This window comes from Anaerophilus nitritigenes, from assembly GCF_004138215.1.
GTDB lineage: Bacteria > Bacillota > Clostridia > Peptostreptococcales > Thermotaleaceae > Anaerophilus > Anaerophilus nitritogenes.
Genome location: NZ_RYYS01000042.1, coordinates 47,262 through 65,274, shown reverse-complemented (window position 1 = coordinate 65,274; position 18,013 = coordinate 47,262). Strand labels below are relative to the sequence as shown.

Annotated in this window: 15 protein-coding genes; 6 read left to right on the top strand and 9 right to left on the bottom strand. The window is 29.0% G+C overall.

The genetic code is table 11. The features are described from left to right. Positions 1-148: 148 nt before the first annotated feature. Complete coding sequence (locus EK368_RS06500; protein ID WP_129597663.1) at positions 149-2,866, top strand: calcium-translocating P-type ATPase, PMCA-type; 2,718 nt, start codon at positions 149-151, stop codon at positions 2,864-2,866. Between the two features lie 43 nt (positions 2,867-2,909). On the opposite strand, the gene EK368_RS06495 is transcribed toward EK368_RS06500, so the two are convergent. The 6 genes from EK368_RS06495 to EK368_RS06470 form a co-directional block, all read right to left on the bottom strand. Then, the gene (locus EK368_RS06495; RefSeq protein WP_129597661.1) at positions 2,910-3,839 is read right to left on the bottom strand and encodes a hypothetical protein; all 930 of its coding nucleotides are present in this window, start codon (positions 3,837-3,839) and stop codon (positions 2,910-2,912) included. Positions 3,840-3,854: 15 nt separating this feature from the next. Next, the gene (locus tag EK368_RS06490) at positions 3,855-4,772 is read right to left on the bottom strand and encodes a glycosyltransferase (protein WP_129597659.1); all 918 of its coding nucleotides are present in this window, start codon (positions 4,770-4,772) and stop codon (positions 3,855-3,857) included. Beyond that, positions 4,765-5,733 carry a GDP-mannose 4,6-dehydratase gene (locus EK368_RS06485; RefSeq protein WP_129597657.1) on the bottom strand — a complete coding sequence of 323 codons (969 nt, stop codon included), beginning with the start codon at positions 5,731-5,733 and terminating at the stop codon, positions 4,765-4,767. The genes EK368_RS06490 and EK368_RS06485 overlap by 8 nt, the downstream gene beginning before the upstream one ends. After that, positions 5,711-6,496: a sugar phosphate nucleotidyltransferase gene (locus EK368_RS06480; RefSeq protein WP_129597655.1), complete on the bottom strand. Its 786-nt coding sequence runs from the start codon at positions 6,494-6,496 to the stop codon at positions 5,711-5,713. Before EK368_RS06480 ends, EK368_RS06485 begins: the two co-directional genes overlap by 23 nt. 295 nt (positions 6,497-6,791) lie before the next feature. Beyond that, positions 6,792-7,790, bottom strand: coding sequence for a glycosyltransferase family 4 protein (locus EK368_RS06475; RefSeq protein ID WP_129597653.1), 999 nt, complete (start codon positions 7,788-7,790; stop codon positions 6,792-6,794). A 17-nt stretch (positions 7,791-7,807) separates the two neighbouring features. Continuing rightward, complete coding sequence (locus EK368_RS06470) at positions 7,808-8,515, bottom strand: hypothetical protein (protein WP_129597651.1); 708 nt, start codon at positions 8,513-8,515, stop codon at positions 7,808-7,810. Positions 8,516-8,713: 198 nt separating this feature from the next. Here EK368_RS06470 and EK368_RS06465 point away from each other — a divergent pair, with 198 nt between their 5' ends. Beyond that, positions 8,714-10,045, top strand: coding sequence for a hypothetical protein (locus EK368_RS06465; RefSeq protein WP_129597649.1), 1,332 nt, complete (start codon positions 8,714-8,716; stop codon positions 10,043-10,045). A gap of 37 nt (positions 10,046-10,082) precedes the next feature. On the opposite strand, the gene EK368_RS06460 is transcribed toward EK368_RS06465, so the two are convergent. Further along, on the bottom strand, positions 10,083-10,904 hold the full coding sequence (locus EK368_RS06460; protein WP_129597647.1) for a hypothetical protein: 822 nt from the start codon (positions 10,902-10,904) through the stop codon (positions 10,083-10,085). Positions 10,905-11,080: 176 nt separating this feature from the next. Here EK368_RS06460 and EK368_RS06455 point away from each other — a divergent pair, with 176 nt between their 5' ends. From EK368_RS06455 to EK368_RS06440, 4 genes are all read left to right on the top strand, one after another. Further along, positions 11,081-12,421, top strand: coding sequence for a hypothetical protein (locus EK368_RS06455; RefSeq protein WP_129597645.1), 1,341 nt, complete (start codon positions 11,081-11,083; stop codon positions 12,419-12,421). A 120-nt stretch (positions 12,422-12,541) separates the two neighbouring features. Continuing rightward, positions 12,542-13,624: a DegT/DnrJ/EryC1/StrS family aminotransferase gene (locus EK368_RS06450; protein WP_129597643.1), complete on the top strand. Its 1,083-nt coding sequence runs from the start codon at positions 12,542-12,544 to the stop codon at positions 13,622-13,624. Beyond that, positions 13,617-14,567 (top strand): Gfo/Idh/MocA family protein, encoded by a 951-nt coding sequence (locus EK368_RS06445; RefSeq protein WP_129597641.1) that lies wholly within the window; start codon positions 13,617-13,619, stop codon positions 14,565-14,567. The genes EK368_RS06450 and EK368_RS06445 overlap by 8 nt, the downstream gene beginning before the upstream one ends. A gap of 70 nt (positions 14,568-14,637) precedes the next feature. Continuing rightward, positions 14,638-15,624, top strand: coding sequence for a CgeB family protein (locus tag EK368_RS06440; RefSeq protein WP_129597639.1), 987 nt, complete (start codon positions 14,638-14,640; stop codon positions 15,622-15,624). Positions 15,625-15,639: 15 nt separating this feature from the next. Here the strand turns inward: EK368_RS06440 and EK368_RS06435 are convergent, their stop codons facing one another. Both EK368_RS06435 and EK368_RS06430 read right to left on the bottom strand, forming a co-directional pair. Then, complete coding sequence (locus EK368_RS06435; protein ID WP_165000351.1) at positions 15,640-16,545, bottom strand: UDP-3-O-(3-hydroxymyristoyl)glucosamine N-acyltransferase; 906 nt, start codon at positions 16,543-16,545, stop codon at positions 15,640-15,642. An 87-nt stretch (positions 16,546-16,632) separates the two neighbouring features. Beyond that, a complete protein-coding gene (locus EK368_RS06430; RefSeq protein WP_129597635.1) occupies positions 16,633-18,000 on the bottom strand; it encodes a peptidase G2 autoproteolytic cleavage domain-containing protein in 1,368 nt (455 codons plus the stop codon). Positions 18,001-18,013: the final 13 nt, after the last annotated feature.

The window sequence follows — 18,013 nt, the reverse complement described above, 5'->3', positions numbered from 1 at the left end:
ATATCTTATAATTTTTTATTATATGTGTCTAAAATTAAATATATTTGCATATTGCAATATATTTAACCCAATAATATTATATCTATATAACTTGATATAGTTTTTAAAACTATATAGTTTCACATCTAGATAAGGAGGATAAAAAAACATGAAATTTTACAATGGATTAACATCAGAAGAAGTAGAGATTTCTCGTCAAAAATATGGAACCAATCAACTTACTCCCTCACAAGGAGAAACATTTTGGGACAAGTTAAAAGGAAATTTAAATGACCCTATCATTAAAATACTGATTGTAGCATTATTTATTAATGTAATCTTTTTTTTCTTTGGCAAATCTGAATGGTATGAATCCTTAGGAATTGCCCTAGCAGTAGTTTTGGCAACACTTATTTCTACTGTTAGTGAATATAGTAATGAAAACTCATTTCAAAAACTACAAGAAGAAGCTTCTAAAATTCGTATTAAAGTATTTCGAGATGGAATAGCTCAAGAATTATTGATTGATGAACTTGTAAAGGGAGATTATATTCTTCTACAGCCTGGAGATAAAGTTCCAGTAGATGGATTTTTACTTGATGGAAATATTAAAGTGGATCAATCTACTTTAAATGGTGAATCAGAGGAAGTATCTAAAATAGCTTCTTCTAGTGAAGTGGATTTTTCAAAGGATGATTTTTCAGATCCTAAAAAAGTTTATAGAGGTTCTGTAGTCACTTCAGGAGAAGCTATATTAATTGCTTCAAGAATTGGTGATACAACTACCTTTGGAAAAATTGCTCAAGAATTATCTATGGGGGATGACATTGATTCTCCTCTAAAAATAAAATTAAAAGATTTAGCTGATAAAATTGCTCTATTTGGATACATTGGTGGAACATTAATTGCTATCTCTTATTTCTTTAAAACTGCAGTGATTGATAATCAGTTTAATACTCAAACTATATTACAATACTTAAGTAATTGGACAAATCAATATCCTGCCCTTGGCAATCCTTTAAATGATTTGGTTACAGCTTTTATACTAGCAATTATCATTATTGTAGTAGCAGTTCCTGAAGGTTTACCTATGATGATTGCCATCGTTTTATCTCTTAATATGAGAAAACTTCTTTCAGATAACTTATTAGTAAGAAAATTAATAGGAATCGAAACAGCAGGAAGTATCAATATTTTATTTAGTGATAAAACAGGTACTATTACAAAAGGACATCTTGAATGCGTAGAATTTATCACTGGAAATGGAGAAAGCTTCAAGTCTTTTGGACAGCTCTCTATTCCTTTTAAGAAACTTATGAAAACTTCTATACAATACAACACAGCAGCAGTCATTAGTGATACTCATACAAATCATCCTCAAGTAGTAGGAGGAAATGCTACCGATCGAGCTTTAATGAATTTTGTAGATTTTTCATTTGATTCTACAAATACATTTAATAAAATAGGCGAAATTGAATTTAGTAGCAATAGAAAATTCTCAGCTAGTCAATTAAGTGGTGATTTTAATGGAGTCTTAATGAAAGGAGCTCCTGAAAAATTATTAGACAAATGTACACACTATTATGATGTAGAGGGAAATAAACAAAATTTCTCAAAAGAGCTTTATACTAATTTAGATAAGCAAATGGAGATTTTAGCTAATCGTTCTATGAGATTACTCGCTTTTGTTACTTCTAATGGGGAAATTTCAAATGACCAAGTTACAGGAGATCATACTCTTGTAGGAATTGTAGGAATCAGAGATGAAATTAGATTAGAATCTATAAAAGCCATCAAAGAAGCTCAAAATGCAGGGATTCAAGTGGTAATGATTACAGGAGATCGTAAAGAAACAGCAGTAGCTATTGCAAAAGAAACAGGACTTTTAAAAAATGATCAAGACTTAGCTTTTACTTCAGAAGAAATTAATAACATGACAGATGATGAACTAAAAAAAGTTCTTACTCATATTCGTGTCATAAGCCGTGCACTTCCTAGTGATAAATCTAGACTTGTAAAGATTTCTCAAGAATTAGGATTGGTAGTAGGTATGACAGGAGATGGTGTCAATGACTCTCCTGCTCTTAAAAGAGCTGATGTAGGCTTTGCTATGGGCTCAGGTACAGAAGTAGCCAAAGAAGCTGGAGATATTGTCGTATTAGATGACAACTTCTTATCTATCACAAAGTCTATTCTTTATGGAAGAACAATTTTTAATAGTATACGAAAATTTATTATATTTCAATTAACCATCAACGTAGCTGCTGTACTCGTAGCTTTTATGGGTCCTTTTTTAGGACTTGCAGGAGGACTTCCTCTCACTATGACTCAGATGCTTTGGGTAAACCTTGTAATGGATACTTTAGCTGCTCTAGCTTTTGGTGGAGAACCTGCACTTTTAAGATATATGCTGGAAAAACCAAAAACTAGAACAGAGGGCATTGTCTCTAAATCTATGTGGAATTCGATTTTATTTAATGGAATTTTTGTAGCAATAGCAAGTATACTATTTCTTTCTTCTGATATGATTCATAAAGCTTTTAGATCTTCTCAAGGAGACATAGTATTTTTAACAGGCTTTTTCTCATTCTTTATATTTTTAAATGTATTTAATATGTTTAATGCCAGAACAGAAAAAGCAAATATATTTGACAATATCAGAAAAAACCCTGGTTTTTCAAAAGTTGTATTATTTATTATATTTGTTCAAATCATGCTTACTTTTGTAGGTGGAAAGATACTTCGTACTGCACCTTTAAATATGCATGAATGGATGATTATAATAGGTTTATCTTTCTTTATCATTCCTTTAAATATGATAAGAAAAAAACTATTTACAAAAAAAGAAACTTCTTATGCACGAGAAGAAGTCAAAACAAATATTTAAATATAAAAATGATAAGCAAAGACTAAAGTCTTTGCTTATCATTTTATAAATGAAAGTAATGAACATCTCTGACGCTTCCTCTTTTGATCCATCCACTTTCAAATTTAGGATATCTTTTTTTTATATATTGAATCATATCACTTAATTCTTTTAAATAAGGTATATAAATATATTTTACGACTTGATCTGATAACCCTTCAAACCAACAAAGATTGAACTCTTGATCATTATATATACTAAGTCCTGAGAAATGATAAAAAATCATTTTTTCATCCTCTACATATATCTTATCTTCTTTAGAGGATACTCGATAATTATCTATATTCCAGATGGCTACATTGGCTCCTATCGTTTTTATTACATGTACATTTGAAAATTTTTCTTCCCACATTTCTACATATCTTTGATCCCCAAATCTTTTATTTTTTTGATCTGCATCTTTATAACACCAAAGAATACATTGATCTTTCCACCAATTTACTGCATCATAACCAATTTCATCATTCTTACATCCTACAAATCCAGTATTATATTTTCCTGTTATATTATAAGTATCTAAAAATCTTTTTGAATTGTTATGATCAGTTAAATAAAGCGAGGCTTCTTGATTTTCATTAAATATTTTTTCTATATTTTCATAAAAATAGAGATCTCCATCTAAATGAGCAAAATACTTTGCATCTTTAAAATGTTTCATCACATAATGCATCATGACAGGCTTTAGAGTCCATGCATATTCTCCCTTAGTACGAGTATACTTTATTTTTTTCAAATGCCTATCTTCTATATTAGATAAATGAATAGGAACTACATATGAAAGTTTTAAGTCATATAAAATGTCATATGCACTTTGATCTATACACAATATATATAATCTAAAATTATTACAATATTTCTTGAGACTTTGGTACATGGCAAGTACCTTGTATAAATACCCATTAGAGATCACCGTAGAAAAATGAAACCTATCCATATCCTCCCTCCCTATTTAAGAAATGGTATAAATAGTTGCTCCTTTTAGCTGATTTCTATCATAAAAATATTGTGGGAAATTTGGAAAAATATCCTTTACTCTTTTAATAGACTCCTGAATTTTTTTCATATAGGGAAGATATACATGATTTACAAATTCATTTCTAAATCCAATTGTAAATGCAAATTCTTGTTCATTTAAAATTCTAAATCCTGCAAAATGATAAAAAATTAAAGGAACATTATTAATATATACCTTATCCTCTATGATACTTGTTTTATATCTGCCATGATTCCAAAATCCAATGTTTGTTCCTATAGTTTGAATTTCTTCTACTCCATCCCATAAAAGAATCATTTCATCTAAATATTTTTGGTCTCCAAATCTTTCTTTTTCAATCACTTCACTACACCACGACAAACACTTGTCTTTCCACCATTTTAATGCATTTAGTCCCTTTTCATCTCTTTTAAAGCTAATAAATCCTGAATTATATTTCCCACATATAGCTTCATATTTTTTTAAACTCTTTGTATAATTGTGATTTGATAATAGAACAGAAGAATTTATATTTTCTTTGAAAATTGATTTTACATCATTTAAAAAATAAATATCAGCATCTAAATAAGTTACCCTTTTTAGATTTGAAAAATGATTGATTATATGTTCTAAAAATATAGGTTTAAGCGTCCAGCAATATGCAGTAAAGCTTCTTTCTCTTTTTTTAGAAAGAAGTATTTCATCTTCTAGCTCGTAAATTGAAATAACTTTTATATTATTTTTGTTATATCGAGATAAAATTTCATATCCTTCATGATCCATACACAACACAAATATTTGAGGATTTTCTATATTTTCACACAATGACTCTATGAGCACGATTCCTTGATATACCCTATATTTAGATACAACAATACAAAAACCATTATCCATATTTTACCTCTCCTTGAGCGTATTTCCTATACCAATCAATAGTCTTTTTTATCCCCTCTTCTAAAGTAAAATGAGGCTTCCATTTTAATATTTTTTTTGATTTTTCTATAGAAAGATATTGATTTTTGATCTCATGATTTCCTTCGTTCAAAACAATAGGTTCTAAATGACTGTCCATTAATTTTAATATTAACTTTACAAGCTCTATTACAGATAAATATCCTTCGCTACCAAAATTAAATGCCTCTCCATACAATTTAAGCTCACTCATTTTTTCTCCTAACAATAAATAAGCTTCTACTGCATCTTCTACATAAAAATAATCTCTAACAAAAGTTCCATCACTTCTAATAATTGGAGAGTTTTGATTTAAAATAGACTCAATAGTTTGAGGAATGATTCGATTAAAATTCATGTCTCCTCCTCCATATAAATTTCCACATCTTGTAATACAAACAGGAAGTTTATAAGTATGATAATAAGACATACTAATTAAATCGGCACAGCTTTTTGATACATCATAAGGATGTTTTCCCATAAGAGCCATCTCTTCTTTGTAAGGTAGATCTTGTTCTCCATACGCTTTATCACTAGAAGCTACAATAATATTTTTAACCAAAGGACTTCTTCTACAAGCTTCAAGTACATTCCATGTTCCTAATATATTTGATTCAAAGGTAGATATGGGATTTTTATTGGCAATACCTACAATAGCTTGAGCAGCTAAATGAAATACTGTATCAATTTCATATTCTCCTAATATTCTTTCTAATAAATATCTATCTGTTAGATCTCCTTTTATCCAATTCACATTTTTATTAAATTTTATATTTTTGATATGATCTCTAAATAAAGCAATTACATTTGCTCCTTTTTCTATTAGTCTATTTGTCAAATATCCTCCTAAAAAACCTGTAGCCCCTGTAATCAATACATTTTTATTTTCCCAATGATTCTTCATTTTTCCAAACCTCCCATGGGGCTTTTTTTTGAGCATACATTTCATTGACAGTTACTAACTCTTTATAAGTATCTATGCCTATCCAAAATCCTTTGTGAGGATAAACTGCCAATTGTCCATCTTTTGCAAGATTCATCAAAGGTTCTTGTTCAAATATACAATTTTTTTCATCTGAAATATAATCAAATATTTTTTTATTCAATACAAAGAATCCACCGTTGATAATTTCCTCAGTAGAAGGTTTCTCTTCAAAAGACTTAGCTATATGATCCTTTACAATCAACCTCCCATAAGAGCTATTCTTTTGAATACCTGTGAGTGTTGCAATTCTTTTATGTTTATTATGAAAATCTAATAGATTTTTAATATGAACATCTGAAAGTCCATCTCCATAGGTAAGCATGAATGTTTCATCTTCAATCAAATTTTCAATTTGTTTAATCCTTCCACCTGTCATAGTGTCTTTTCCTGTATCTACAAAAGTTATTTTCCATTTTTCATATTCTTCTATAAGATAAATTTTATTTTCTTTTCTATCTAATATAAAATTATTGTTTTTCCAATAATCGTTCATAAAATATTCCTTAATTTTTTCTCCTTCATATCCTAAAAGTAAAATAAATTCATCAACGCCATAATACATATAAGTTTTCATAATATGCCATAATATAGGTTTGTCACCTATCTTTTGCAGAGGTTTGGGTAAATCATATTTATCTTTCATTCTTAGACCTTTTCCCCCACATAAAATAACAACTTTCATTTTCCTCCTCCATTCTATATTTCTTGATGTTATATAAATCATTCGAATAGTTGCCTTAGTTTATCTACTCAATTTAACCTATGTATTATTTTTAGAAATGGTTCCGCCTATTTTTTGTACTAAAATTAGCACAAAAAAAAGAGCTATCCTATATGGTTAGCTCTGACTAAAAACAAACTATATTTTAGCAAAGACATAAAAATAAATTTGAAAAATGCATTCAATACTATTAAAATAATCTTGAAGTACTTTTTAAAAAATCAATAGAAAGAGGGTAAATCAGAGTTAGTATATTTTATGTAGATACAATCATCTCATAAACTTTCTTTATAGCTAATCCTATTTTATCCCATGTATAATGCTCTTTTATAAATTCTTGTAGTAGATGATCCTTCTTTTTTTCATAAGCTTTCATAGTTTGTTCATAAATAGATTTTTTTTCATAAGGATTACAATAGACTGCAAAGTCCCTTAAAACGGATTTTGCAGTTCCTATCTGAGTAGTGACTATATTACATCCTGCAACTGCTGCCTCTAGGTTTACTAATCCTGGGTATTCTAAAAAACTGGGAAGCACATGAACCTTTGCACTCTTATAAATAGAAGGCAGATCATTTCTATGAGTATTTTTTATAAAATATATATTTTCGCCTGCTTCTTTCATACATCTTCTTAAATATTGATCATCATTGACTCCTCCTACGAGTACAATAGGGACTTTTTCTCTTTGAAAAGCTTTGATAAGACCCAATTGATTTTTTTGAATATGAATTCTTCCTACACATAAGATATAATCATCTATTCCATATTTTTGTTTTAAATAATGATTCTGTCCCTTACTAAAGTTTTTATCTGTCCCATAAGGAATTACTTTATAAGGTGTGTTGCAATGATATTTCTTTGTAATACTTTCTGCTTCTTCTCTACAATGTGGTAAATATATATCACAATTTTTAAAAATAAATTCTCTTTTTCTTTCACTCATTTCCCAAAATTTTATTTTTTCACTTTGTCCTGTTACTTTAAAATATTCTTTTAAATCCCAATATATAGGAGTAAGTATAATTTTTTTTTCATTTTTTTTAGCGTGTTTCATAAATTCATAAGTTTCTAGTACTCTTATGGTATTAAAAATATGAATGACATCATATTTTTGTAAATTAATATTACAATCTGTACATATATCTACTTTTACACCTAACTGAATTAAGTTTTTTCTTAAATTATTAAAAATTATCGTATCACCAGCTGGATTATTTAAATAATCTTTTCTAATTTGAAACAATACTTTCATATTTTTCTCCTTTATTTTTAAAAACCCATATCTTTATCTTCAAATTCCGTTGGAAAAAAATCATATGGAAAAACTCTTTTTTCAAATTCTTCATACATCTTTTTTTCACATTCTTCAAAATTTTCTACTTCAGGTGGCTCAGAATTTAAAGAATATGCTGCAACCAAAAGCTCAATTCTCCCTACAACTCGAATTACAGAAAGTACTCCTGTTGGAATTATAATATAGCCTTTAAATAGCTCTACAGGAGCTAAAACTTCTGAACGAGTTTCTACTACAATTTTAAAATTAAATTCATTTCTTGCTTGAGGCATGTACATGACAACATCCTTGATCAACTCTGGTAAACATCCATTGATCTGTATAATTTCTCCTGATAAAATATTTCTTAATTGTACTGTAAAAGGTATTTTTAAATGAAATTGAATTCTAGAAAAATTGGGTCTCTTTGCACCTAAAGGAGTCACTTGTAAAGTTTCTTCACATATGTATCCTTCCTGAAAATAAATTCCCATAAACTGAAATTGTTCTCCTTTATGCTTTATCTCTACTTTAAAATTTGGAAAGCAATCTCTTTGTTGACCATAAGAATATACTTTATCAGCTAATATGCATACAGGTTCTAAATCTTTTATAGTATTGGATTGCTTTTTTAATTTTGCATCATTAGCTGTTGCATATGGAGAAGGCTCCATTGTTTTTTGATAAGGTGAATTTTTTATCATTTCTTAGCCCTCCTTTTTATAATCATATGAATCATATTCCATTTTCATTATTACTTCTTTTAAAGTTTGTATAGTTTTGAAACTTAAATCTATGATTACATTAAAGTCTGTTGATTTATTGGAAAATAGTTATAATTTTGTGTAAATTACAATACACATACATTATAATATTAAAAATTTTATAGGAGGTATAAAAGAATGAATATACCTTGTACTTCTCAATACATATCTTATAACTTATCAGGCTTTACCTATTATTTTTATATGGAAGAAGACCATCTTTATATGAAAACTTTAAAAGATAATACAATCTATGGGACTTTAAAAATTAGCGAAAATATTATTGATTATTGTGTTACCATAGACTCTTTTGGAGTATTTCATCTTGTAAGTATTTCTTCTTATGGAGACTTAAAATATTGTATTTATCAAGATCATAAATGGGAATATCGCTATCTCACAAAGTATGATTCAAAATCTTTTGTATTTAAAAACTTAAAACTATTTATAATGGATGATCATATTCATATTCTCATGGCTATCTCTAATATTATTCATCCAGAATTATGGATACTTAAGCATCACTATTGGAATGGCTCCTCTTGGAGTAATAGAAAAGTATGTGATATGGTTACAGAAAAATATGATGTCCCCTTTTGTTCAGATACAGATCCTGATGGACATATCCATATTATATTTAAATCATCTTACGACAAACAATATCAACTATATTATTGTAAATATCATATTTTTTATGATTCATGGAGTATCCCGGTAAAAATCAATAGTTCTTTTGATGATCATTCTCATCCTTTTATCCTTTGCGATTCTTTAGGAGCGATTCATATTATATGGTCTAGCTTTTATGATAATAATCTTGCTATCTTTTATATGTATCAAGAACAATTAAATCATCCAAAAAATGATTGGAGTCAACCTATATGTTTGTCTAATGTGAATACAAATAGCACACATCCTATTTTGCTTCAAATAGATAATGAAATTCATATGATATGGAAAGAAGGTAACTATTATTTTGTTACTCGTAAAAATATTTACGAACAATTATGGAGTCCCTCTTGTGAAATACATGTAGAAAATGATCATAAACCTTTTTGTATTTCTTTATTAGGAAATCAATATAAGTCTTTAGAAAAAGTAAAAGTTTTAAGTAGTTATGGATTATTCTTTGAAAATAAAATCTTTCTTATAGGAGTAGATGATCCTCTTCCATCATTCTCTTCACAAGGAAATAACTCTGATGATACAAAAGATTTAGAGGTGGATTTATCGAGTGATACAAATCAGTTATCTCTTCAAGAAGATCATTTCTTAAAAATCATAGAAGAAATAAAAAACATCAAAATAATGCAAAAAGAACTCAAAGAAAATTTTTATACTCTATATGAACAACAAATTTTACACAACAAAAGAATGGATGAGTTGTTTCAACTGTATTCCAAGCTTCATGCCTTTTTAGAAAACAATCCAGATAATTTTCGCAATAAACTTAAAAATTTATTTAAATAAAAATGCACTGAAAGTATTCAGTGCATTTTTATTTGATTTAGCAATCTATTCCAGGTCCTGTAATAAAATTATCTAATTGTGGTGGGAAGAAATCTGGTGGTAACTCTTGATTGAATATCTCACAAGGCTCTCCCATTCTTTCACATGGAGCAGGTGGTGGACAGAATCCAAATGCTGGTATTACTAATTGTACAATCAATTCGCATTTTATAATATGATAAATCCCTACTGTAAATACTGCAAAGCATTGATCATCATAAGGATCACAAGGTGTCTTACAATCATCCCTTATAATTTGTGCATCTAAAACTTTTGCTATAATCTCTAGTTTTACAATATTATCATCTACATCTTCAGGTGGATGAACAATTCCTGATTGATCTACCTTGCTCTCTCTAATAATAGCTAATGATTCTGGGCAATATAGAGGCCCTACTGTTTCACTTCTTCTTAATAAAAGCTCATTATCCCTAGAAATAGTTCCATCATCAAATACAATATCATATAAAATTCTTAATTGATAAGTGAAAGTAATAAACTTTCTATCTGGATCTGATGACATACTTTTTTTATCCAATACTTTAAAAGATCCTGGTACAATTCCAACTACTCTTGGATTTACAATACCATCTGCACTACAATCAATTCTTACTTTAAGATCTGGATCAAATAAAATACCTTCTTTTGATTTTGATTTTCTATCATTCCCTACTAAACATACTCTTAATAAACAGGAATCATAAACTTTTGGAATTTGAACACATACTAATTCACATGCATTTCCAAATTGTTCTCTTAATTCTTCTGGAATTACACCAGGAGTGTATATGCTCGTTCCACAAGATGTTGACTTATACATATATTTTCCCCCTTCTACCCATAAAATACTTTTTAAGTAGGTATGAATCATGTTTCTTTACTTGTATATTATGTATCTAAACTTCTTTTGGTGATTCAAATTCATAAATTCTTTATAAAATCTTTTTCATAATGTAGTTTCATTATTAATATATTTAAAATAGGTAGGTGATGATCATGTCCTTTTCTAAAAATATTATTTTAAATATTAATAAAGAGACGGTACGGTTTTATATGGATGATCAAAATCTTCTTCATTATCATTATCAAGAAGAAGATATTATCTTATATGAAAAAAAAATACTTGAATTTGATGTGGATATCAATAAAAGTGATCATATAGGAATTGTAATTTTAGATGAAAAAGGAAAGCTCTTTTATATGTATGAAAAAAACAATGAATGGTCTTTTTATTTGTTATACGAGGTAAATTTTGAATTAGAAGAGTTTAAATATGTTAGTATTAAACTTTTTGGGGATTGCCCTTATATCTTATTTTCTTGGCATAATCTTTCTTCTCCTTTTGAATGGTCTATTCTTTCTTACTACCGACAAGATGAATTATGGAAAAAAGAAGTCATTCATCGTCTTTATTTAAAAGAAGAAATCAAACCCTATATTCTAATAAAAGATATTTATAATAATCTTTATTGTATTTACTTAAAAAAACAAAATATGATTTATGATTTAATGCTTACAAAGCTTTCTATTGAAAATGACGATTGGGAAGACCCTTTTTTCTTATGTCATTGTATATTTTTAAAAAATTTTTTACTTGATGCTCTCATAGATGATAAAAATACCATTCATATTGTGTTTACAGATAAAGAAAAAAAATCATATTGTATAAAATATATATCTATTAAACAAAATCAATATCCTTCTGATGATCCACAAGTCATTATAAGTAATCCTACACCCTTTATAAATTGCATTCTTTTGTTACAAAAAAACCTTATTACTTCTTATGGAATAATAGATAATACTATTTATTATTCTTCTAAACCATTCACAAATATATCTAGTGTTTGGAGCAAACCATCTACTATAGATACTTCTTCTGATGATATCTTTATCATTAAATTCATTAAAAGTAATCACTCTTTTTTGATTCCTTATGAAGGAAATTATCTATTATCAAAAGCTTCATATGACATTATTCCTATTCATACTCCTTCTTTTATAAGTTTGAATAATAAGAAACCATCTAACAACTTAAAAGGAGAATTATACAAAAAAAATAATGAACTAGAAAATAAAACTAAACTCTTACAGGCATTACAAGGAAATATTAATTACTTGAAAGAAGAAATCAATCGCCTTGAAATACAAAATAAAGAATATGTAGATAGAATAAGAAAAAATAGTGAAATCTATCAAGAAAAAATCAATCAACTCTCAAAGGAATATGAAGAATTATCTTTTCTTTTAGAAGAATATAAAAAAGAAAATAATAATTTAAAAAAAGAATTAGAAGATCATAAAAATAAAAACTGGATTCAAAAAATTTTGGGATAGGCATTTTATGCCTATTTATTTTAATTACAGAGAAAATTATGACACAAAAAAAACACTCTAAGTATATGATAAATCAAGAAGACATGTTTGTTCAAATTTATATATAAAGGAGTAGATTCAATGATTCCAATTGCAAAACCCAGTATTGGAACTGAAGAAATATTTCATGTGCAACAAATCTTAAAAAGTGGAAATATAGCATCTGGTCAAACTGTTTCAGATTTTGAAAATAATTTTGCAACCTATTTTCATATGCCTTATGGAGTAGCTACATCCTCTGGAACAACAGCTCTCCATGCAGCAATCATTGCATGTAATATTAAGAAAGGAGACAAGATTATCACCACCCCTTTTACCTTTGCAGCTACTGCCAACAGTTTATTATTTGAAGGAGCCATTCCCGTTTTTGCTGATATTGATCCTGATACCTTCAATATAGATGTAAATCATGTAGAAGAACTTTTAAAAATTCATAACGATATTAAAGGAATATTAATTGTACACTTGTTTGGACTTCCTTGTAATATGGAAAGGATTATGAAGCTTGTAAAAAAATACAATTTACTTCTTATAGAAGATTGTGCCCAAGCCCATGAGGCAAAATATAATGATCAATACGTAGGAACTTTTGGCACTACATCTGCTTATAGCTTTTATCCAACTAAAAATATGACTACTGGAGAAGGTGGAATGATTCTTACAAAAAATAAAAGCATTTATGAAAATTTACAAAGACTCATCAGTCATGGTCAAAAAGAAAGATATATTCATACACAGCTTGGTTATAACTTTAGAATGACAAATATTGCGGCAGCTTTAGGAATTGAACAATTAAATAAATTAAATGATTTTAATAACAAAAGAAAAGAAAATGCAAAATTTTATAATAACCATATAAAAAATAATCAAGTCAAACTTCCTGTTGTACCTTCTAAGTGTGATCCTGTGTATCATCAATATACACTAAAAGTAAAAGATCGTGCTCAATTCATAAAACATTTAGAAAAAAATAATGTTGGATATGGTATTTATTATCCTACCCCACTCAATGCTCAGCCTTATTATAAAGAACTTGGATATGACCCTAACACTACTCCTATAACTCTTAAAGTCAGTCAAGAAGTTGTATCCATCCCTGTACACCCTCTTTTGTCTAAAGACGAACTTTTAAAAGTTGTTGAGGTCATCAATCTTTATGAATAATTTAAATATAGGGGTTATAGGAGCAGGAAACATGGGACAAAAGCATATACAAGTATGTCAAGAAATTAAAAATTTAAACTTAATAGGTTTTTTTGATATTGATCCTATACAAGGAGAAAAAGCATCTAGTCAATACAATATCCTTTTTTTTTCAGAAATAGATGATTTATTAAAGAAAGTAGATGCTGTTATTATTTGTGTTCCTACCTCTTTACACTTTTATTACGGTGTATTATGTGGAAAAGAAAAAAAACATATTTTAGTGGAGAAACCTATTTGTAACACTCCTAAAGAAGCTAAAAAATTAATAGAAGTATGTAAAGAAAATAAAGTCATTTTACAAGTTGGTCACATTGAAAGATTTAATCCAGTCGTAGATAAGCTTTTAGAAATTCTAAAGGATGAAGAAATTATCTCTTTAGAATTTAAACGCCTTAGTCCTTATACCAATAGAATATATGATACTGATGTCATTCACGATCTTATGATTCATGATATAGATATTATGCATTATCTTTTAGGTTCCTCTATCAAAAATATTTTATCACAAGGAAAATCTGTTTATAGCCATGAATCCATAGATTATGCCCAAGCCCTTATTGAATATGAAAATGATATTTTAGTCAGTCTTACTGCTAGTCGTATCACAGAAGAAAGGGTAAGAAAACTTATCATTCATGCAAAAAATGCCTATATCGATGTAGACTTTCTAAAAAAATCTATAACCATTTCAAGATGTTCTCATATAGATATTCAAAGAAAATATTCTTTAGATCAAATCTTTAAAAAAATATATATTCCTAATACAAATCCTTTAAAAAATGAGATCCTTTCCTTTATAAGAAATATACAAATGAATAAAACTCCTTTTGTAGATGGATATGATGGTTTTAAAAATTTAGTCACTGCAAATAGGATTTTAACAAAAATTAAAAAAATGTAAAATCTCTATCTTGTGATAGAGATTTTACATTATGCTATACCAAATTGATCCATGAGAAGGAGGTGCTATATTGCGTATATTTTTTATTGAGTATAGTGTGGTATGGGAATATCTACTACCTCAAGCCTTTAAAAATCTAGGACACGAAGTAAAAATTTCTGGAATAAAAGGCCTACAAGCAGAACATCATATTCCTCAAATGATCCATGAATTTCATCCTGATCTTATTATCTCTATGGGATGGGGAATTTATCAGACTCCTCAATATTATCATTGGATTGCAAAACATATTCCAAAGACAAATATTCCTCATATTTATTGGTCCTTAGAAGATCCTGATCATACAGATACAGTAGTCCTTCCTTATATAAGAACTGTTCGTCCTCATTTTGTATTTACTATATGTAAAGAAAGAGTAGAATATTTTAAAAAATTAGGATTTAAATCTGCTCATATGGACTATGGATATCTTCCTAATATTCATTATAAAACAGATCCTGATCCTAAATATAAGTGTTCTATTGCTGTGATTGCAAATCCTTATCCTAGTATATTGAATCAATATCCTTATCTTTATCGTCATCAATCCATCAAAAATTTAATTACTCCACTAATTAAAGAAAATATACGGGTTGACTTTTGGGGGAATGATTGGGAATTGATGAAAAATATTATGGGTATTGAAATTCCAAAAGATTGGATACATGGATATCTACACTATTTAGATGCAAACAAAGTATATTCTTCTGCTGATATCATCTTAGGTCTTCAAAATAAACATACACAATTGACTCAAAGAACTTACGAAATATTAGGATGTGGAGGATTTTTAATTACCTCTGATACATTAGTAGTAAGAAAAATTTTCAAACCAGGATATGATTTAATTGCTTCTTCATCTCCTGAAGAAACAATTAGCTATATTCATTATTATAAAAGTCATCCAGAAGAACGAAAAAAAATACAATCACAAGGTCATGCTATTGCATCACAACATTCCTATGAAAATAGAGTACTTTATATGTTAGATACTTTAAAAAAGGAAGGTATCCTATAATATTTTGCCATTGATTCATCGAATAGATTTTAAAAAAGAAATAAATCTATCATGGTCAATGGCAAAATTTCCACTGACAGATTGTCTATCCCCTACATTTTTTGTTACAACTGCACCTATTGTTATATTGGCTCCATCTCCTATATAAATCATATTGCTAATGCTTGCAGATGGTCCTATCCATACATCATCCCCAATAGTTGTATATCCTGCAATCATAGCATTTGCTGCAACCAAACATCTTTTTCCCATACGTACTCCATGAGCAATATGAACTAAATTATCAAATTTGCATTTTTGTCCTATTTCTGTAGCCTCACCAAAAATTCCTTTGGACACGCAACAATTGGCTTGAAATTCTATATGATCATGAATGATTACTTTTCCTGCATGAACTATAGGTAAAATATCGTCTTCTATTCTTGCAAACTGAAATCCCTCTGTCCCTATCACACATCCTGCTCTTATGATCGTATCCTCTCCAATATATACATTATCTAATATAGTCACATTGGGTCCTATTTTTACTCCATCTTTTATAATTACGTTTTGATCAGATACATATGCTGTTGGATGAATGTGTGCTGTTTTACTAATTTGACTACTGAAATTTTTTCCATAAAACTCTGTATTTTTTGCTAAATAATTATGCAATCTATAAAAGGTAATCTTTGGATCATTTGCTATACATATACCTATATCTTTATTTTTTATTTTTTCTAAAATATTTTCAGAACAAATTACACAGCTAATATTAGGATTCTTTTCCAAATCAGATAAATACTTTTCATCATTTAAAAATACTAACAATCTCTCTTTTTCATGTTCCTTAATAAAACCTAAACTGTTGTAATTTCCATCTTTATATACTTTTATATTTTCATCCATCTCTAAAATAGAAGATAACCTTCTTTCCTTCATCTCATCACCCCTCATTCTTTTTCCATTCATTATATGATAGTGTAGCAATAGTTATTCCAAAAGAAAAGGTCTATAATAAGACCTTTTCTATCTTAGCAATATTAATATTTGATTCAGCGAAATCCTTTCTAACACTCTATATCCTACAGAAGCATTTGTTGCAATTCCATCATGATTTACTTTGCAATATCCATTAACTTTACAATTTCCATCATCTCTTACGAGAATTTGACCCACTAAACCTACACAAATCCATTCTTCTCTATTTCTTCTTGGTATATACATCTTACTTCCATCCCAATCTGGATTTAATACGGGTACTGTTTCATGATAAGGTTCATATAAATTTTTTCCTTCTTGATCTTGTGTTGGTGTAGCTAATATATTCTTATATTCCACATCACCCCATTCATTGCTAGTATACTTATTTTTCCATCTTAATTCTTTACTTCCTCCCATCATTCCTATATTTTCTGTAGTAACTCCTAAAATATAATCATCTTTATGATTGGCTTTTCTTATTTTCCTTCCTGATAAAGTTACAAAATATCCTGGATCTATACCTTTTCCATCTATTGTTTCAAACATTTCTCCATACCCATTATAGAAACTTCCATATGTTCCATCAATATCCATATTCCCTGTTTGCCCTACTAATTTCCCAGCAATACCCTTTACTTTTTCACTGATTCCATTAGCTATATACCAAGAATACGGTGCATCTGCATTACCATTTTTTCCCATAATATGTGTCCCAGGAAAATAATTTGTGTTGGTACCTTTTCCTTGAGCATGAGAATACATACCACTTGCTATAGTTTTACATCCTTGAGCATGGGAACAAAATCCTTTAGCTATTGTATGATCTCCTTGAGCATGAGCATATCTTCCCTCTGCACTTGTCTTCATGCCTTGAGCATGAGAACATATTCCTATAGCTTTTGTTTCCCAACCCTGTGCATGAGATGCATCTCCTTGCCCTACGGTTTCAATACCCTCTGCATGAGATGCAAAACCATTTGCCTGTGTTTCCCAACCCTGTGCATGAGCACTATCTCCATCTGCCTTTGTTTTACTTCCCTCTGAATGAGATGCAGCTCCGTTTGCTTTTGTTGAACATCCTTCTGCATGGGAGGCTTCTCCATAAGCTATACTTGATTGCCCCTCTCCATGGGAAGCCTTTCCATTGGCCATTCCAAATTGACCTTCTATATGAGCTCCTTCTCCACTTGCATTGGTACAAAATCCTTCCGCATGTGATGCTGCTCCATCTGCTTTTGTTAGAATCCCTTGTGCATGAGATCCATCTCCATTTGCAATCGACTGTATCCCTTCTGCATGAGAATAAGGGCCATTTGCCTGTGTAGAAGCTCCTTCTACATGAAACCTTTGATCTTGTGCTTTTCTATTTTCTCTTTCTGGGTAGGATTTCTTCCTTCTAACTTGTCTATCCAAATTACTTCTCCTT